At 64.2% G+C, this 12413-nt stretch carries 18 protein-coding genes and 1 tRNA gene; 6 read left to right on the plus strand and 13 right to left on the minus strand.

The window, feature by feature from the left end; genetic code table 11:
* Positions 1–34: 34 nt before the first annotated feature.
* Positions 35–661, minus strand: coding sequence for a two-component system response regulator PdtaR (locus JOF57_RS11845; protein WP_209916635.1), 627 nt, complete (start codon positions 659–661; stop codon positions 35–37).
* A gap of 83 nt (positions 662–744) precedes the next feature.
* Between JOF57_RS11845 and JOF57_RS11850 the strand changes: the two genes are divergently transcribed.
* From JOF57_RS11850 to JOF57_RS11870, 5 genes are all read left to right on the plus strand, one after another.
* Positions 745–818: transfer RNA gene (locus JOF57_RS11850), tRNA-Leu, on the plus strand.
* Positions 819–996: 178 nt separating this feature from the next.
* The gene (locus JOF57_RS11855) at positions 997–1314 is read left to right on the plus strand and encodes a hypothetical protein (RefSeq protein ID WP_209916637.1); all 318 of its coding nucleotides are present in this window, start codon (positions 997–999) and stop codon (positions 1312–1314) included.
* Complete coding sequence (locus JOF57_RS11860) at positions 1311–1670, plus strand: hypothetical protein (protein WP_209916639.1); 360 nt, start codon at positions 1311–1313, stop codon at positions 1668–1670. The genes JOF57_RS11855 and JOF57_RS11860 overlap by 4 nt, the downstream gene beginning before the upstream one ends.
* On the plus strand, positions 1667–1900 hold the full coding sequence (locus JOF57_RS11865; RefSeq protein ID WP_209916641.1) for a hypothetical protein: 234 nt from the start codon (positions 1667–1669) through the stop codon (positions 1898–1900). Before JOF57_RS11860 ends, JOF57_RS11865 begins: the two co-directional genes overlap by 4 nt.
* A gap of 58 nt (positions 1901–1958) precedes the next feature.
* Positions 1959–3707 carry a DNA methyltransferase gene (locus tag JOF57_RS11870; RefSeq protein ID WP_209916643.1) on the plus strand — a complete coding sequence of 583 codons (1749 nt, stop codon included), beginning with the start codon at positions 1959–1961 and terminating at the stop codon, positions 3705–3707.
* 6 nt (positions 3708–3713) lie between these two features.
* Here the strand turns inward: JOF57_RS11870 and JOF57_RS11875 are convergent, their stop codons facing one another.
* The 11 genes from JOF57_RS11875 to JOF57_RS11920 all read right to left on the minus strand — a co-directional run bounded on the left by JOF57_RS11875 (position 3714) and on the right by JOF57_RS11920 (position 11877).
* Entirely contained in the window at positions 3714–4430 is a 717-nt protein-coding gene (locus JOF57_RS11875; protein ID WP_234938111.1) for a neutral zinc metallopeptidase, read from the minus strand.
* The gene (locus JOF57_RS30935; RefSeq protein ID WP_234938112.1) at positions 4427–4795 is read right to left on the minus strand and encodes a hypothetical protein; all 369 of its coding nucleotides are present in this window, start codon (positions 4793–4795) and stop codon (positions 4427–4429) included. Before JOF57_RS30935 ends, JOF57_RS11875 begins: the two co-directional genes overlap by 4 nt.
* Positions 4792–6030, minus strand: coding sequence for a hypothetical protein (locus tag JOF57_RS11880; RefSeq protein ID WP_209916646.1), 1239 nt, complete (start codon positions 6028–6030; stop codon positions 4792–4794). Before JOF57_RS11880 ends, JOF57_RS30935 begins: the two co-directional genes overlap by 4 nt.
* A complete protein-coding gene (locus JOF57_RS11885) occupies positions 6027–6221 on the minus strand; it encodes a hypothetical protein (RefSeq protein WP_209916648.1) in 195 nt (64 codons plus the stop codon). The genes JOF57_RS11880 and JOF57_RS11885 overlap by 4 nt, the downstream gene beginning before the upstream one ends.
* Positions 6218–6520, minus strand: a complete 303-nt coding sequence (locus JOF57_RS11890) for a hypothetical protein (protein ID WP_209916650.1) — start codon at positions 6518–6520, stop codon at positions 6218–6220. The genes JOF57_RS11885 and JOF57_RS11890 overlap by 4 nt, the downstream gene beginning before the upstream one ends.
* A gap of 94 nt (positions 6521–6614) precedes the next feature.
* Positions 6615–7832, minus strand: a complete 1218-nt coding sequence (locus JOF57_RS11895) for a neutral zinc metallopeptidase (RefSeq protein WP_209916651.1) — start codon at positions 7830–7832, stop codon at positions 6615–6617.
* Positions 7829–8095, minus strand: a complete 267-nt coding sequence (locus JOF57_RS11900) for a hypothetical protein (protein WP_209916653.1) — start codon at positions 8093–8095, stop codon at positions 7829–7831. The genes JOF57_RS11895 and JOF57_RS11900 overlap by 4 nt, the downstream gene beginning before the upstream one ends.
* Positions 8092–8928 (minus strand): hypothetical protein, encoded by an 837-nt coding sequence (locus JOF57_RS11905; RefSeq protein WP_209916655.1) that lies wholly within the window; start codon positions 8926–8928, stop codon positions 8092–8094. Before JOF57_RS11905 ends, JOF57_RS11900 begins: the two co-directional genes overlap by 4 nt.
* Complete coding sequence (locus tag JOF57_RS11910; protein WP_209916657.1) at positions 8928–11144, minus strand: FtsK/SpoIIIE domain-containing protein; 2217 nt, start codon at positions 11142–11144, stop codon at positions 8928–8930. Before JOF57_RS11910 ends, JOF57_RS11905 begins: the two co-directional genes overlap by 1 nt.
* Entirely contained in the window at positions 11144–11500 is a 357-nt protein-coding gene (locus JOF57_RS11915; RefSeq protein ID WP_209916659.1) for a hypothetical protein, read from the minus strand. Before JOF57_RS11915 ends, JOF57_RS11910 begins: the two co-directional genes overlap by 1 nt.
* A gap of 2 nt (positions 11501–11502) precedes the next feature.
* The gene (locus JOF57_RS11920; RefSeq protein WP_209916661.1) at positions 11503–11877 is read right to left on the minus strand and encodes a hypothetical protein; all 375 of its coding nucleotides are present in this window, start codon (positions 11875–11877) and stop codon (positions 11503–11505) included.
* A gap of 22 nt (positions 11878–11899) precedes the next feature.
* Between JOF57_RS11920 and JOF57_RS11925 the strand changes: the two genes are divergently transcribed.
* The gene (locus JOF57_RS11925) at positions 11900–12085 is read left to right on the plus strand and encodes a hypothetical protein (RefSeq protein WP_209916662.1); all 186 of its coding nucleotides are present in this window, start codon (positions 11900–11902) and stop codon (positions 12083–12085) included.
* Here the strand turns inward: JOF57_RS11925 and JOF57_RS11930 are convergent.
* Positions 12066–12413, minus strand: a complete 348-nt coding sequence (locus JOF57_RS11930) for a hypothetical protein (RefSeq protein WP_209916664.1) — start codon at positions 12411–12413, stop codon at positions 12066–12068. The two genes, JOF57_RS11925 and JOF57_RS11930, sit on opposite strands and share 20 nt — an antisense overlap.

A 12413-nucleotide genomic window follows, 5' to 3' on the forward strand; every position in this document is an offset into this window, starting at 1 on the left:
GGCAGAAACCCACAATTAACAACCGCCCGGTCGGTCAGCTCTCCGGCGCGGGCGCTTCCTCGGACTCGTCCAGGGTTTCCAGCACCACCTCGGCCACCCGTTTCATGGTGGTTCGGCGGTCCATCGCGGCCCGCTGAATCCACTTGAAGGCCTCGGGCTCGGTCATCTGGTGTTTGCTCTGCAGCAAACTCTTGGCCCGCTCGACCAGCTTGCGGGTCTCCAACCGGTCCCCCAAGTTCGCCACTTCGCTTTCCAGGGCGGCGATCTCGCTGAACCGGCTGACCGCCACCTCGATCGCAGGGACCAGGTCGGTGATGCTGAAGGGCTTGACCAGATAGGCCATCGCCCCGGCATCGCGGGCGCGTTCCACCAGCTCCCGCTGGCTGAACGCGGTGAGGATGACGATCGGGGCAATGCGCTTGCCGGCGATCTCCGACGCGGCATCGATACCGTCGCGGCGTGGCATCTTCACGTCCATGATCACCAGATCTGGATGCAAAGCCTCGGCCAGCTCAACGGCCTCCTGACCATCGCCGGCCTCGCCGACGACCTCATAGCCCTCTTCACGGAGCATCTCGGCCAGGTCGAGGCGGATCAGCGCCTCATCCTCGGCGATGAGCACACGGCGGGGGCTGTCAGCGTCGTTCGGTGACCCGGTCATGGAGAACATTGTGTCGTGGAGGCCTCCGTTCGGCGACCGGGGGGCCATCCTCTATGGTGATAGGCCGCAGCACCGATCGGGACGCCCTCGTATCCCAACTGGCAGAGGAAACGGATTCAAAACCCGTACAGTGTGAGTTCGAATCTCACCGAGGGCACGCAATATACATGCAGGTCAGAGGCGGTTTAACACCTCCCCCACACCTGAAAATGCAGCAGAAATGCAGCGATAATTCTCGGACTGTCGCATAGCCGCTGGAAACTGTCAGCCGTGGGCTTACGTCACGTCCCCCGCGCCGCCTGCCCATTGTCACCCTGCAACGGGACAATGGACACATGAGCAACGCCTACGATCTGACCCCGTTCATCGACCCCGACCACGGCGGCGTGTGGTGCCGCGTGACGTTGACCCCGCCGCGTGGGGCACCCCTGACGGTGGTGGGCGACCATCTGCACCGTGACGACGTTGCCGACACCCCACATCTCATGTGCGGGATATACGACATTGCCGAAGCCTTGGGATTTCCCGACCCCGAAGACGAACACGCCCTAGAAATTTCAGCCCTGGTGGATCGTCAACTGGCGTTGCGACCGTGGGCGGAGTTGGTGTGTGCTGAGGGGCACTTGAGGATTGACCTGGTGGTGCCCCGATGACCACCCCCGACCCGTTGGCTGCCGTTAGATCCCGGCGTTCTGACACCTGCACAGGCATCGACGTGCCGCCTGGCTGGGTGCCGCTGATGACCGAGCTGGACGCCGCGCTGGTGACCGTGACACCCGACATTCGGTACGAGCAAATCAAGGCGAAGTACGCTGAGCTGCGGGTCTACGTCAGTGGTAGGAACGACGCGGCGCGTGACCTGATCGCCGCTGCCGAGATTGCATCGCGCAACATCTGTGAATCATGCGGGGCTGCGGGGACCACGTACCAATCCCCGCACGGTTGGTACAGGGCTCTGTGCGCCGATCACGCTGCGGCGGATGGGTACACGGTGGTTGCGAATCCGTGACCGACCCGCTGGACTCTTTACTGGCGACCATCACCGAGCTAGAAGATGATGATGAGCCTGACACGTTCCCGTGGTGCGATTCGGCGCGGTGGTCACCTACAGCCGTTGCGTGGGACGACCCCTACGGCGACCCGCTGCCCGCGTTCGATGACGATGGCTGCGTGATGGTGGTTGACCCTGCGCGTCCGTGGGTGGTGCTGGAATACCAACCGCCGTGGTGGGCTGAGTAGGTGGGCGCGCGGCGTCAATATCCCCCACTCGGAAGTGGTGTCCCCATATGCTCGCGAAATGTCCAAAAACCGTCTCTTCTACGGCGACAACCTAAAGGTGCTCAAGGAACGAGTTGCCACGGATTCGGTGGACCTCATCTACCTGGACCCGCCGTTCAACTCCGAGGCGGTCTACAACGTCACCTTTGCCGACGCCGGTGATGCATCAGCGCAAATCCACGCATTCGATGACACCTGGAAGTGGAGTGTCGAAACTGGGCAGCAGTACGACTATCTGGTCAGCAGTGGACTGCCCGAAAAACCTGCCGAAACGTTGCGGGCAATCCGCGCGCTCGTTCACGAGACTCCGCTGACCGCCTACATGACTAACATGGCACCACGGTTAGTGGAGCTTCACCGTGTGCTTAAGGGCACAGGCAGCCTGTATCTACATTGCGATCCCACCGCGTCGCACTATCTGAAAGTGATGCTAGATGCGATTTTTGGTCCCAGATGCTTTCGCAGCGAGATCATTTGGCGACGCACTGGGGCTCACGGCAAGGCGCGGCGGTTCACACCTGTCCATGACGTGATTCTTTTCTACACGAAGTCCGACGGGGACAGGTACACCTGGAACCGCCCCACGCTGCCCTACATGAAGGGGCACGTTGCGGACTACTTTGTCCAGGACGGCGACGCGTGGCGCACCGACTACTACGGCAATGTGCTGACTGGTAGCGGAACTCGCAACGGTGAATCGGGGATGCCATGGAAGGGCTTCAATCCGACCGCCAAGGGACGCCATTGGGCGGTACCCGGCAAGCTGGTGGAGGACAGCGGCGAGGACTTCACGGGCATGACTCAGCACCAGAAGATGGACCGCCTCTACGAACTCGGCTACATCACCATCGCGGAAGGTGAAACGTGGCCCATTTACCAGCACACCATCAAGCCCTCAGACGGTGTGACCGCTCCCGATATTTGGGCGTATCAGCCATACACGGTCGGTACCGTGTTCGACTTGGAAGGCGAGAACTACACGTCTAAGAATGGTATCGACGCAGACGTGCGCTGGCTGTCGCCGAAAGACCGCGAACGTCTTGGCTATCCGACCCAGAAGCCGGTCGGCTTGTTGGAGCGAATCCTCAAAGCGAGTTCCAACGAGGGTGACCTCGTGATGGATCCGTTCTGTGGCTGCGGCACCACAATGGACGCCGCGATTCGCCTGAAACGCCGATGGATCGGCATCGACATCACCTATATCGCTGTGGACCTGATTCGGAACCGCTTGCGCACAACGCATGGTCCGCTGATTGATGAGACGTACGAAGTCCTCGGACTGCCCGAAGATTTGGCAGCGGCACATGATCTTTTCGAGCGTGACGCACTGGAGTTCGAGCGCTGGGCAGTGTCACTGGTCCGAGGGACACCGAACACCAAACAGGTTGGTGATCGTGGACGTGATGGAATCATTCGGTACTACCGAGGCAAGAAAGAAAAGGCTGGACGCCTCGTCGTCAGCGTCAAAGGTGGAAAACAGCTCAACCCGCAGATGGTTCGTGACCTCGCAGGTGTTATCGCCTCCGACGACACCATTGACGGCGGAGTTCTCATCACCCGATACACGCCAACGCGCGGGATGGTTCAAGCCGCCGCCGATGCAGGGAGCTACACGGATGTCGCTGGCAACGCGTATGCCAGGGTGCAACTATTCACTGTCGAGGAGCTGCTAGAGGGCGTGAAACCGAGTACCCCGCCGATTATCCGTCCGTACACCGAAGCACGTCCCGTAGAGGAAGTGGTGGAACAGCTCGACTTCGGCTTCTGACGCCCCTCAGCCCTGATACGCCAGGCAATGCTCCAGCTTGTCGGGCACCTCGGCGAACCCCTCCTTGAACGCCTTCTCTCTTGCGGGCTTCTGCCCGATGGGTGAGGTTGGCAAGGCGCGGCGCACCAGGTCGTCCAGCGACCCGTACTTGTCCAGGTTCGCCGACATGTACACGCCCGACAAACAATCCGCCTGCACCTCCACGAAGCGGTTGCCGTGGAAGCGCCCCATGAAGTCCTGCACCGCGTGACCATATTCGTGTGCCAGAGTCACAGCCATCGCCATATCCCCACCGCGCGCTTCCTTGTCGGCGAACGCGGCGCGATCCCACATCAGCATGTCCTTGTCTCCCTGCTCGCAATATCCCGCAACGTCATACCGCGTTACGCCGCATATCGGCACTTCCTCGGTTCGCGAGTCGAACTCGGCAACACTGAACGTGACGCTGTTGCTGCCCAGCCCCATTCCGCCCTCCCAGAAACGGTCGATGTCCGTCAGGATTCGCTTCACGCTGCGGGATAACGGGTCTGACGGCTCACGCTGCGTTGTCGTCGGTATCGGCTTGCTCCGTGTCGGCACAGCGACAGGGGTTGTGCGCTGCGTTGTCGTTGTCACGGTGGACGTTTCCGCGTCCCGTGTCATGATCGACGCCGCTCCACACCCGGACAAGGCGACGGCTGCCACCAGCGCCGCGCATCCGACCAGCCCCGTTACGCGGCTCATATGCTGTACCCGTTCGTCGGTGCGATTCCCTCGGTGTCGATGCTGTGCACGTCCCCCGCACCCTCGCCCTCGATGATGTCGGTGACCGTCACACGATGCGTCGTCAGGTTCACCTGTGCCCGCATCGTCACCCCGATAGTGGTGAGGCTTCCTGCTATCGCGCGCATTCCTTCGGTCAGCTTTTCGGCGACCGGGGTGTAGGAATCCAACGCTTCCCACTCCGCCTTCCACGCGGTGGTGGAAGGGGACACCTCTCCAGCCGCCGCGTTCACCGATGACACCGTTTCGGCGATGCTGTCCGCCAACGCGTTAAGCCGTGCCTGTTCCGCCGCCAGGTCGGCGGGGTCCACTTCAATCTCGCTCATGACTTCGTTCCTGCCTTGTCGGTGTCCAGCTCAGCAAGTAGACGGTCCAATTCCGCTTCACGCGCTGCGTACTCTTCGGGGGTCTCGGCGCGGTGCACCACAGGCGGCGTCACCGTGTTTCCGCTGCCCATTGGACGCGCCCCGCCCATCGGACCGCCGCCTGCACCACCCGCACCCGCACCGTTGTTCGCGGCTCCGGTGTTGGCGGTGGCACCTCCAGGCTGCGGGGTGCCACCCTGTGCCCCTGCGTTGCTCGTCGGCGCGGTGCTCGGTGCGTTCGTGGGTGCGTGCGGCGCGGTCGGGCTACCTGTTGCGCCCACTGCTCCCACCACGGGGGCTACCGCGTCCGAACCTGTTGGTGGGGCGGGCTTGTCGTCATCGCCGCGCTTGGACGGTTGCTGCCCACCGCGTGCCTGCTGTGGCTGCTGCCCGAGCTGACCAGCCGCGCCGCCTGTGGGTCCGTAGCCTGCGTTGGGAGGCATGTTCGTACCTGTGATCGGCTGTCCACCAGGTGTGGGCTGCGGCTGCGTTGCACCTGACAGTGTTCCAGTGCCCGTGCCTGTAGACGCTGATGCCATTGTGTCGCTGCTCGTTTCGGTGCTCACGGCACTGTCGGATACGGGCGCTGCGCTCGGGGTTGTGGTTGGGGTGTCGCTGCTTCCACTTCCCGATGACGCACTCGGGGCTGCGGTGTGGCTGCCGTCATCGCTGCGGTCGCCGCTCTCTTCCCCTCCTTCGGTGGCGTCGTCCTCCCCGCCCTCACCCGCCAGAGTTCCACCGCTGTTGCTCGGCGCATTCGGGTCGCCGCCTATGGTGGCTTTGGTGGGGGTGCACTTGGGCGCGGCGGGTTGGTCGCCCCACTCGGTGCCCGATGTGTCGTCGTCGTGATGTTCCTGCGCGGCTTTCTTCTCCCGCATCGCGTCCTTGAGCGCGTCCACCACCTCGGGGGCGTTCCCTGACTCGAAACACGCCTGCCGCCGCGCCAGGATCTCCTCCGGTGACGGTGCCGACTCCAGCCCCTTGTCGTAGCTCACCTGCGTAGACGCTGTGCCAGAAGCGGTTTGGAGCCATTCCGCCAGCCTGCCCAGGTGTTGCGCCATAGCGGCGCGTTCGGCGTTCGCCGCGTCCACCGTCGCCCCCTTGCCGGGGAACGGCACGTTCACCGCGTCGATGTGTCCGTTCACCTGTTCCGCCAGGTCCGCCAGCTTCGCGCTGAGGTCGTTGTACGGGCTCATCGTGTTTCCTTCTCGGTCTTCAAGCTCTCGAAGGCTGCGGCATATTCGCCTGCCAGCTCTACAAGTGACGGGGACGTGACACTCACATCTTCACGCGGCACAGTGACACCCCCGTGCACCAAAACCCCAACACCCGACAGGGCGGTGAGCGCCGCCAGAGCGGCGGCTGCCAGCTTCACTCGGGTCTTCATCGGGCACCTGCCTTCAGGGTTGCGGGCTGCACAGGCGCGGGTGCGGGCGGCGCATGGGCGGCGGGGGTGGACATACGCTGCACCAGCGCGCGGCTGATGATTCCTTGCACAGCCGCCACGGAACCACCCATCGCCGCCGCGATGAGGCGGTACTGCACACCAGCGTCCCTGAGTCGAAGAACGGTAGCGCCGCGTTCGGCTCCGATCTTGTGAGTGTTCGCTAGCGCGGCGTGCACTTCGTCGGTCTGCCGCCGCAACAGGAGCAAATCCGCTCGGACATCGGGGCTGATAGTGGTCATAATTGCTATGGTACATGGTCCCTATACGAAAGCCCTTGTGAAACGCGTATAGGAGTGGTGTACAAAGTTAGCTGTTGCGCCGACATAACACCCTCTACGCGCAGCGCTCCAGCCCGCCAGCCAACCCCGACAGGAAGCCGCGCACTCTCTCGAAACCCGAACCCGACAACCCCACATACTCGCCGGGCGGCGCGGTGAGTGCGGCTAGTGCCGCTTCGTCCAGATCGGACACGGTGAGGCTGAACGCCCCGCCATGTGCCATGCCGCGAAGCACCGACCCCACCGCACATGTGCTCACGCGGGGACTAGAAACCTGCTGTTCAGCCACCCACGGCTGCACCAACTGCGCGATCAGCACCGTGAGCCCGCTGCCGTCGCCGCGTACACCAGGCACAGGCTCGGCACCGACCGCGTTGACCGCTGCGATGTCCACCTGTGACGTGTCCACGGGTACGCCCGTCACATCCGCCACGGCTGCGGCGACGGACTCCACCAGTTCGGGCGTGAAGATCGTCGTGCTGTCACCGGGGATCAGCGGCAAGGCGTCGCGGCTGTCGGTGATGTCGATGGCGGCGCACACATCGGGTCCGCGCATGAAGCCTTCGGTGAACGCTGACAGCCGCGCCACCGACGATCCGTGGTCGCCGCCTTCGGGCGCGTCCGCCACGATGGGAAGAACTTCCAGCACCAGGTCCAGCCCGTCACTGCTCACCGTGAAACGCGGCGATTCACCAGCCGCCACCCACGCGAAATAGCTTCCGGCGTAGCAGTCGGCACGCTGCTCACGGACGATGGTCGGGGGTTTGTCGCGGCGTGCCTGCGCGTCCACGTAGTGCCCGATCTCGTGCGCCAGGATCAGCGCCGCCGCCATCTCACCTGTGTTCTGCACCAGCACATCCATGAGCCCGCCGCGATCCCAGCCGATGCTGTTCTCGGGCGGGCAAAACGCTGCGTTCACCGTCACGTCGATTCCGCACACCGTCACCCCGCCGCCCGTTCGGGCATCCCAGGACGTGACGGACTCAAGGGGTCGATACTCGCTGCCACCCGGCAATGTGGTGTGCGACCAGAACGCCTGCACATCTTCGACTGCCATCGCGCCCAGGCGGTCGATGGCACCACCGTCCGTTCCGCGCACCTGCACCACCGGCGCGGGCGCATCGGGCCGCGTGCCACTGTCCACTGCTGCGATGACCACACCACCGATACGTGCATGGTCGGACAGCGGGGACGACGGCACCCCGCCCACGGGCGAAGCGCATGAGGTGAGGGTGAGCGTTGCTGCCAATACGGCTGCGGTTGCGGTCTTCATGCTCGGAACTTCAAGCTCGGGTCCAGCGGCGGTAACCCCGCCTGTTGCCACCGCTGCCACAGCTCGACATGTCCGCCACCCACAGCGTTCACGTGAGCATCGACATACGTCTGTTCAGCGTCGGTCAGGTCGGGATCGTTGCCCAGCGGGTAGATCCCGCCGCGTCCCTGTGCGATCACCAAACGGCACCACCACACCACCACTTGAAGCGCCCGAAGTGCTTCGGCTTCGTCGGCGGTGACGGGGAACGGGGTAACGGTCACAGGTCACCCCCGCCCATCATCTGCCGCTCCAATTCCGCTTCTTCGTCGCCGCCCAGCCGCGCCTCCAACGCCTTCCGCAGCTGTGAATTGCGTGGGACGTGCCACGTCTCCAGCTCGGACACCGGAAGTGTCGCGATCAGCGTCAAGCGTTCTTGCACATACGCATCCGGCTGCAACCTCGAAGACCGCTTGACATACGCGGCGCTCGTCTCGGGCAAGCGGGCGCTCGGGGGAAGGTTGAACCCGCTGCGTAGCCCCGTCAGCACGGTGTCGGTGGCGGGAAGCTGCGGTACCGGGAAGCCCACCGCCATCGCACCCGCCGCCGCCATCGCAACCGTCGTCGCACGAAAACGTGCATCCGCCTTGCCGTCTTCGCGGGTCGGGGCGGCGTACCCCTCCCACTGCTGCGCCACCCACTCCGCCAAGGCGGTCGTGCCTTTGGTGCCCCACTCGCCGCGTCCGATACACGCCTTCTGCACCGACAAGATGGACAGTTCACCCACGGGGATTCCCGCCGCCGCGAACAGGCGAACCAGCTCCCAGTGCACGCCCAAGCGTCGGTGCCCGCTTGGGTCTTTCGCCAAGCTACCAAGGTGTGGCTTCACCAGCACCACCAACTCGGGGCTGCCGTGACGGCTCTCCACCACCGCTTTCACCACCGCTTCTGCCAGTTCGGTGTGCCGCGACGCTTCCCGTGCCGGGTAATGGATTTTCTCCACGGGGTCGGCGTGGACGTAGCCGACGTACGGTGTCGTATCGCCCTCGATCAGACGGGCGATGCTCGCGTAAAACACGGTCGAATCCACGGCAACAACGCTGCGTTTGGTTGTCATCAGATGTCACCTCCGCCGCGCTTGGATGCGGGCTTGCGTGATGTGGTCTTCTTCGGTGCGGGCGGCGTCGGCGTCTCCTCGTCGGCGGGGATCAGACCCATGCGCGCGGCGTGAGCCCGCATCCACGCTGCCTTCTCTTCGGGGGTCATGTTCGCTACCTGTGCGGGGCTCGGGCTGTCGGCGCTTGGCGGTGTCGGCACTTGGTCACGGTCGTCAACCCCGTCACCATCCACGTCGATGAAATCCGACGCTGCGCGCCGCTTTCGTCCACCCGTTGCCGCTGCGCCGTTCCAGTCCGGGCGCAACGGGTCGTAGCCTTCGCGCCCCGCCAACAGAGCGCCGGTGCGGTCGGTCAAAGCAACGGTCGGGGTGTCTGCCAGCTCGTCCAATGTGCCGTCGCGCCATGACGGATCTTCGGTCTTGATACCAACGCGGGGGTACAGCCACGGCACCGCTGCGGCTGCTTTCTCCGACACTGCCCATGCCGCACGCACCTCGGGGGTCGGGGCGGCGGTCAGGGGTGTCGTGCCAGGTGAGTAGCCGTAGAAACTCTGCACTTCGCGCACGGCGAAGGCGGCGCGGTCTACGTACAGGCTGCGTCCCGGCGTGTCGCGTGAGATGCGGTCACCGATGCGTTGCGCATCGTCGCGAAGCGCTTCGGGTATCGCCCCACCCGCCAAGGTGCGGGGGCTCGGGGCACCCAGCGACACGAACAGGGGGAGGTTGTCCTGCCATGCTTGCGGGATGTTTTCCACGTAAATATCCTGCGAACTCAGCACCACGTGGCACCGCGCCTCGCGCCCAACCCTCAACAACGCGGCGATCATGCCGATGACGCCCTCGTCACTTCCGCGTGTCTTCTTCGCGTGGGTCCTCCACTCATCACGCACCGTCGCGAACTCGTCAATCACCAGCACGCAAGGGGCGTACTTTTCGTACGGTTTCTCCACCCCCGCCGCTTTCGCTTTCGCCGCCGCCGCGCGCCGCGCTTGAAGTTCCTCGAACACTTCGCTCACCGCCACCACGTGCGCGGCGGGCTCGGTGGTGACCATCCGCACGCCGGGTAGGTCCGCCAAAGCGATGTAGTCGCTTTGCTTCCCATCTACCAGCCAGATTTGCGCGGCTTGCACTCTGAGAGCCTCCACGGCGCTGCGAATCCATACACTTTTCCCGCCGCCAGTCGAACCCGCCACCAGGACGTGTGGAAACTTTTCCAACTTCGGCGTGATGACATTTCCGCGTGCATCCACGCCCAGTTGCCACGTCATGCCGGGGTACGCCTTGGCTGAATCTTCCTTGGTCGTCACGACCGCCACGGCGGGCGGGGCAACCGCTGCGGGGAAGTGCGAAGGCGCATCACGGAACGACAAGATCAACTCTCCGTCGTCGCCATCGTGAGCCACCAGGTTCTTCGCGTTGTGCACACCGCCCGCGTTGAACGCCGACCGAAGACGGTCCAGGGTCGCGCCGCCGATGTCTCCGGCGCGGCGTGTGTCGTCGTGGGCGAAGGTTAATTCCAGACCCTCGGGCGTGATGTCAACGGCGGTGAGCACGGGGACGTGCACCACCGTGCGGGGGCGGCTGTAGGTGGTGCCGTACGCGCCGCGCTCTTCCAGTGCCGACTTCTCGTCACGGTTCACGCCGGTCGCCGAAAGCATCCGCGCGAACACAGCGTCATCGCGAATGTCAGCCAGGATCGGGTATCGCTGCTCCATCTCCGCCAGCACTTCGCTGACTTCGCCCGCCCACGCCGCGAACTCACTGCGCCCGCCCAACTTCGTGCTCAGCATCATGGGGATGATGTCCTCGGTGGCGATGCCTCCACCCGGTTGCAACGCCAGAACGGGACCAGCGTCAGTACGTTTCACACCCTCCACGGAGATGTTAATGGCGGCGGGCATCGGCACGCGCCAATGCCACACGACGATGGGATCGGGGTTGCCATGCGCGCCACCTGAATACTGCGTAACGGGGGTCGTCAACAAGCGCTTCTCTTCGGTTTCCGCGCTCTTGCGAATGCCCGCAACAGTGGCTTGCGCTTGCTTCTTTACCTTCTCTTTTTCCTTCTCCACCAGCGCGGGTATGCCGTCCAAAATCTTGCGCGCCGCGTCATGTTGACTGTCGGCGCGCTTCCGCTGATAGTCGTACTCTTTTTGCTGACGCATGTAGCGGTCACGCTCGGACGGCACGTAGCCACCACCCGTGAAGAAGCCCATCAGAGCCACGCCCCTTCCAGTGCCTTCGTCCGCTGCTGCGCCCGTGCAATTGCGGTGCGTGCCTTCGCGGTTTCCTGTTGCTTGAGTTGGTGGATTGCTTGCTGACCGTTCCGCTGCACGGCGTAAATCGCGTCGTCGCGCTCGCGGGTCGCGGCGTACAGCGGATCACCCCCGCCACCGCCACCGCCACGGAATCCACGCCCGACGCGCCCGAACAAGTACAGTGCGCCGCCCACCACCATGAACAGCACACCGGACACCAACATTGGGGTGTCACCCGTCAGCCCGCCCAGGGCGCACAGCACACCTAGACCTGCCAGCGCGATGCCGAACCACCTAGCGATTCCACCCAACATGGTCAGTCCCCGAACGTGACGCCGCGACCCCAGCCGGAACGGGGACGGTCGTCGGTCGGCGGCTCGGGATCGGGCTGCGGGGCTGTGAACTCGTCGGTGAACTCGTCGGCGAAGTCGTCCACGGGGTAGTCGATGACTTCGCCGTCGATGTAGCCCGCACCAGCGCCAGCGGCTCCGTGACCCCGTTCGTCGGCGCGGGCTTCGCGGTTCGCGGCGGCTTGCTGATGCCGTTCACGGGCTGCATGTGCTGCCTGTGCGGCGGCATCGGCACCACGCGCCAGCGGCATCGACAGCATGCGGTCAGCGGGTCGCATCGCCGCAGCGATTCCCCATGCCATCGCCGCGATTACCGCGACGATAAAGAGCCCGCCAGCCACGTACGCGATTGCTTGCCCGGTCGTGACCGACGAATCGCACGAACGCACGGTGTACGGCGTGCTGCCATTTACCACCGTTTTATTGCGGCACGGCGCGGCGATCCCGCCCGCCGCCAACGACGCCAAAGTGAAGAGGGCTACCCCTGCCAACGATGCAAGCGTGACCCATTTCATGACCGTCGTGAACATCATCGCCGCCCGCCCGTGAGTCGGGCGCGGTCCACGGTTGCCTTGACTGCCAGTACAAGGGCGACGGTGCCGAAGAGACCAATCAGCCCGCTGAGCACGTACAAGATCACGGTCACGGGTGATGCCACGTCGGGCGGGGTGTACATCATCCCTCCGCCGTAATCACGTGTCGGCGGGGCGGTTTTGGTGGCGGGTGCGATGGCACCGACCACCAAGCCGATCACCACCAAGCCTGCCCATGCCATCCACCATCCCTGCATCTTGCGCTTCGCAAGGAACAACGTTTCGGGCGCGGCGTAGGTCGGATGCCCGACTCGTGGGTCGTTATAGGGGTTGTATTGGCTCAT

Source organism: Mycolicibacterium lutetiense (assembly GCF_017876775.1).
Taxonomy (GTDB): domain Bacteria; phylum Actinomycetota; class Actinomycetes; order Mycobacteriales; family Mycobacteriaceae; genus Mycobacterium; species Mycobacterium lutetiense.

Coding starts and splice junctions, on each gene's coding strand:
- JOF57_RS11915 (WP_209916659.1), bottom strand. CDS start 11,500: ATGTTGGGTGGAATCGCTAGGTGGTTCGGCATCGCGCTGGCAGGTCTA.
- JOF57_RS11875 (WP_234938111.1), bottom strand. CDS start 4,430: ATGAGCCGCGTAACGGGGCTGGTCGGATGCGCGGCGCTGGTGGCAGCC.
- JOF57_RS11870 (WP_209916643.1), top strand. CDS start 1,959: ATGTCCAAAAACCGTCTCTTCTACGGCGACAACCTAAAGGTGCTCAAG.
- JOF57_RS11860 (WP_209916639.1), top strand. CDS start 1,311: ATGACCACCCCCGACCCGTTGGCTGCCGTTAGATCCCGGCGTTCTGAC.
- JOF57_RS11910 (WP_209916657.1), bottom strand. CDS start 11,144: ATGGGCTTCTTCACGGGTGGTGGCTACGTGCCGTCCGAGCGTGACCGC.
- JOF57_RS11855 (WP_209916637.1), top strand. CDS start 997: ATGAGCAACGCCTACGATCTGACCCCGTTCATCGACCCCGACCACGGC.
- JOF57_RS11890 (WP_209916650.1), bottom strand. CDS start 6,520: ATGACCACTATCAGCCCCGATGTCCGAGCGGATTTGCTCCTGTTGCGG.
- JOF57_RS11845 (WP_209916635.1), bottom strand. CDS start 661: ATGACCGGGTCACCGAACGACGCTGACAGCCCCCGCCGTGTGCTCATC.
- JOF57_RS11905 (WP_209916655.1), bottom strand. CDS start 8,928: ATGACAACCAAACGCAGCGTTGTTGCCGTGGATTCGACCGTGTTTTAC.
- JOF57_RS11885 (WP_209916648.1), bottom strand. CDS start 6,221: ATGAAGACCCGAGTGAAGCTGGCAGCCGCCGCTCTGGCGGCGCTCACC.
- JOF57_RS11895 (WP_209916651.1), bottom strand. CDS start 7,832: ATGAAGACCGCAACCGCAGCCGTATTGGCAGCAACGCTCACCCTCACC.
- JOF57_RS11930 (WP_209916664.1), bottom strand. CDS start 12,413: ATGAGCCAATACAACCCCTATAACGACCCACGAGTCGGGCATCCGACC.
- JOF57_RS30935 (WP_234938112.1), bottom strand. CDS start 4,795: ATGAGCGAGATTGAAGTGGACCCCGCCGACCTGGCGGCGGAACAGGCA.
- JOF57_RS11880 (WP_209916646.1), bottom strand. CDS start 6,030: ATGAGCCCGTACAACGACCTCAGCGCGAAGCTGGCGGACCTGGCGGAA.